Source organism: Synechococcus sp. R3-13 (genome assembly GCF_047462195.1).
Lineage (GTDB): Bacteria > Cyanobacteriota > Cyanobacteriia > Thermostichales > Thermostichaceae > Thermostichus.
Window position 1 is genome coordinate 1 of sequence record NZ_JANSIO010000087.1, and the last position, 3,629, is coordinate 3,629.

General features: G+C 60.1%; 4 protein-coding genes. 1 reads left to right on the top strand and 3 read right to left on the bottom strand.

What is annotated here, in order from left to right; all coding sequences use genetic code 11:
* Positions 1 to 89: 89 nt before the first annotated feature.
* Positions 90 to 1,061, top strand: coding sequence for a GDP-L-fucose synthase family protein (locus NW856_RS02940; RefSeq protein ID WP_041436472.1), 972 nt, complete (start codon positions 90 to 92; stop codon positions 1,059 to 1,061).
* On the opposite strand, the gene NW856_RS02945 is transcribed toward NW856_RS02940, so the two are convergent.
* From NW856_RS02945 to NW856_RS02955, 3 genes are all read right to left on the bottom strand, one after another.
* Positions 1,058 to 1,795 carry a DevA family ABC transporter ATP-binding protein gene (locus tag NW856_RS02945; protein ID WP_414383324.1) on the bottom strand — a complete coding sequence of 246 codons (738 nt, stop codon included), beginning with the start codon at positions 1,793 to 1,795 and terminating at the stop codon, positions 1,058 to 1,060. The two genes, NW856_RS02940 and NW856_RS02945, sit on opposite strands and share 4 nt — an antisense overlap.
* Before the next feature lie 221 nt (positions 1,796 to 2,016).
* Positions 2,017 to 3,201: an ABC transporter permease DevC gene (devC, locus tag NW856_RS02950; RefSeq protein ID WP_011433169.1), complete on the bottom strand. Its 1,185-nt coding sequence runs from the start codon at positions 3,199 to 3,201 to the stop codon at positions 2,017 to 2,019.
* Positions 3,202 to 3,210: 9 nt separating this feature from the next.
* The coding region (locus NW856_RS02955; RefSeq protein ID WP_414399008.1) for an HlyD family efflux transporter periplasmic adaptor subunit at positions 3,211 to 3,629 on the bottom strand (419 nt) is incomplete at its 5' end.

Here is a 3,629-nt window from a genome sequence, read left to right on the forward strand (position 1 = left end):
CAGAGGGCGGGGCTCCTGCGCTAGTAAGCTGAAATACGGCTATCCCGTCTGCAGCATAATGAAAGCCGGAAGTTCTCTGCGTCGGATCTATGCCCAACAGCTTGCCCAGCTCCGTCGATCTCAGCCAAAAGCGCATCTTGCTCACAGGGGGCAGCGGCTTTTTGGGCAAACATGTGCTGCAACAGTTGCAGGTGCTGGGGGTAAAGCCGGAGCAGGTGCGCATCCCGCGCTCCCGCACCCAGGATCTGCGCCGTTGGGAAGTCTGCCAAGAGGTGGTGCAAGGGCAAGATATCGTCATCCATTTGGCCGCCCACGTGGGTGGCATCGGCCTCAACCAAGCCAAGCCGGCAGAACTCTTCTACGACAACCTCATCATGGGATCCCAGCTCATCCACGCCGCCTACCTGGCCGGGGTGGAGAAGTTTGTCTGCGTGGGCACCATCTGCGCCTATCCCAAGTTCACCCCCGTTCCCTTCAAGGAAGAGGATCTCTGGAACGGCTACCCAGAGGAGACCAACGCCCCCTACGGCATCGCCAAGAAAGCCCTGCTGGTGCAGCTGCAGGCCTACCGGCAGCAGTACGGCTTCAACGGCATCTACCTCCTGCCGGTGAACCTCTACGGCCCCATGGACAACTTCGACCCCGAAAGCTCCCACGTCATCCCAGCCTTGATCCGCAAAGTGCACGAAGCGCAGCAACGGGGCCAAAACTACGTCGAAGTGTGGGGGGATGGCAGCCCCACCCGCGAGTTTTTCTACGCTGAAGATGCGGCCCGCGGCATTGTCATGGCCACCCAGCTTTACGACGGGGCGGATCCCTTGAACCTGGGCACCGGCGAAGAGATCTCCATCCGGGATCTGATTGCCCTCATCTGCGAGCTGATGGAGTTCCGGGGAGAGATCCGCTGGCAAACGGACAAGCCCAATGGCCAACCCCGCCGCTGTCTGGATGTCTCCAAGGCCCGAGAGAGGATGGGTTTTGTGGCCAAAGTCGGCTTGCGGGAAGGGCTGCAGCGCACCATCGACTGGTACCGCCGCCACGCCTGCTCTGGGCAAAGCTAGGCAACCCCTTGGCTCTCCAGCCGGCCATCCTCCATGTGCAGCACCCGATCCGCGATGTCCAGGATGCGGTTGTCGTGGGTCACCATGAGGATGGTGCAGCCCTGCTCTCGCGCCAGCTTCTCCATCAGGGTCACCACCTCGCGGCCCGACTTACTATCTAGGGCTGCCGTGGGCTCGTCCGCCAGCACCAGCTTGGGATGGCTAACCAAGGCGCGGGCAATGGCCACCCGCTGCTTTTGTCCGCCGGAAAGCTGTTCCGGGTAGTAGTGGACGCGATCCCCCAGGCCCACCGCCGCCAGCATTGCTTCCGCTCGCTGCTGGGCTTCCTGAGGAGAGAGGCCGTTGTGCAGCTCCAGGGCCATGCGCACGTTTTGGGCTGCCGTCAGGGATCGCAGCAGGTTATGGGCCTGGAAAATGTACCCGACCTGGCGGCGGATTTGAATGAGAGTACTGGGCTGAGCTCCCCGCAGCTCCTGTCCCAACACCCGCAAGCTGCCCTCCTGCACCGAGCGCAAGGCCCCCAGCAGCGTCAGCAGGGTGGTTTTGCCGGAGCCGGAAGGGCCAGTCAGCAGCACGATCTCCCCTGGCTGCAGGGCAAAGCTAATGTCGAAGAGAATCTGCTTGCGCAGGGATCCCTCGCCGAAATAGTGGTTTACACCTTCGGCTTTCACCACTGGCTCAACGGCATTCTGGGCAGAAGCAAGGGCAGCTTGATCGAGAAGAGGAGTCAGCATAGGAAACTCAAAATCTCAAAACTTTGCGTTGACAACTCATTGACCACTTAGGCCGTCATTTGGAGCGTTGAGATGAGACCATTTAGAAACCTTTGGCCGGAGAGCGTTGATGAGGATCCCAGAAGTTTTTAGACAGCCTAGCTCAAACCCTTCACCATCCATCCAGCCCCCTTTGACAGACTATTGCTCAACACCCTAGCGCTTCACCCATGGCCAAAACTCTAGAAAATGTCGGCAGGATCGGCTGCCCGCAGCCGTCGCACGGCAATCGCTCCTGAGATGAAACACATGCTCACCGCCAGCCCCAGCACCAGCACTGCCCGGTTGAAGGTCATGGCAATAGGCAGCAACGTGGCATTGGCCGTCAAATCGTAGAGCAAAACCGACAGGGCAAAGGCAGGAATGTACCCCAAGCCGGCCAGCAGGAGCGCCTCCTGAAATACCACCCCCAGCAGGTAGGTATCGGTATAGCCCATGGCTTTGAGAGTGGCATATTCCGCCAGGTGATCCGACACATCGGTGTAGAGAATTTGATAGACAATCACAATGCCGACAATAAAGCCCATGCCCACCCCCAGGCCGAAAATAAAGCCGATGGCTGTGCCCTCTTCCCAGTAGGTTTGCTCCATATCGATAAACTCCGCCCGTGAGAGCACCCGCACATCTTCCGGCAGCAAAGCCCGCATCTGCCGCACCAAGGGATCCGGATCCACACCCGGCTGGAGTTGCACCACGCCGATATCCACTAGGCCGCGCCCCCGCTGCGGAAAAATGCGCAGGAAATTGAGATCGCTGGTGAGAATGGTGCCGTCGGCTCCAAAGGTGGCCCCCATCTCAAACAGGCCCCCCACCTGGACGCGGCGGTTTCCCACCTCAGTAACCACCTCTCGCCCGGACTCAAACCACTCTGGGATGGGGCCAAACTCGCTGCGGGAGCGGCGGTCAAAAAGCACCACGTCCGCCTTTTTGATCTCTTCCAGCTTGTCCGGCGTCAGTTCCGGCAAGTCCAACAGATCAGCCGAGGGATCCACTCCTACCACAAAAATGCTGCGGGTACGGCGGGTCTCTGGGTTTTTCCAGAGGGCAAAGCCCACATAGACAGGCGAGATGGCCCGCACCCCCTCAAAGCCCAAAGCCTGATAGAGTCGCCGCTGGGAGAAGGTGTTCATGGCAATCAGGGCGTTGGACTGAGGGCTGACCAGGAAGATCTCTCCCTTCAGGGCCACGTGGAAGCGGATGGCACTTTCCAGCAGGCTGTCTTGGAAGCCCAACTGCATGAACATCAAGATGCAAGCAAAGGCAATGCCCGCCAGGGCCACCAGCAGGCGGATCTTCTCCCGCGTCAACTGCAGCCAGGCCAACGGGATCCGATGGGCGATAAAAGCCACACTGAACAGGCTGTACATGGGCTGAGCCTACCCCTCGACATCGATGGCCACATTCACCTGTAGGTTGGTCAGGCCAGCCACGCGGGCGCTGCTCTCCGGATCCAGGCGGATATACACCTCTACCACACGGGCATCCACATCGGCAGCTGGGTCGGTGTTGAGCACATCTTTCTTGCCAATCTGCAGGCCTACCCGCTCCACTCGGCCCTGCAGGGTTTCTGGCAGAGCGCGGTTGCTAATGGTGGCCTGCTGGCCTGGCCGAACCCGCAAGATGTCTGTTTCGTAGACCTCGGCCACCACCATCATTTGGTCAGTGTTGCCCAGCTCAAGAATGCCCTCGCCGGCGGGGATGACCTCTCCAGGGCGGGTGTGGATCTTGAGCACCTGTCCAGCACGGGGAGCGCGGATGAGGGTGCGCTCTAGGCGAGCTTCTGCCAGTTCCAGAT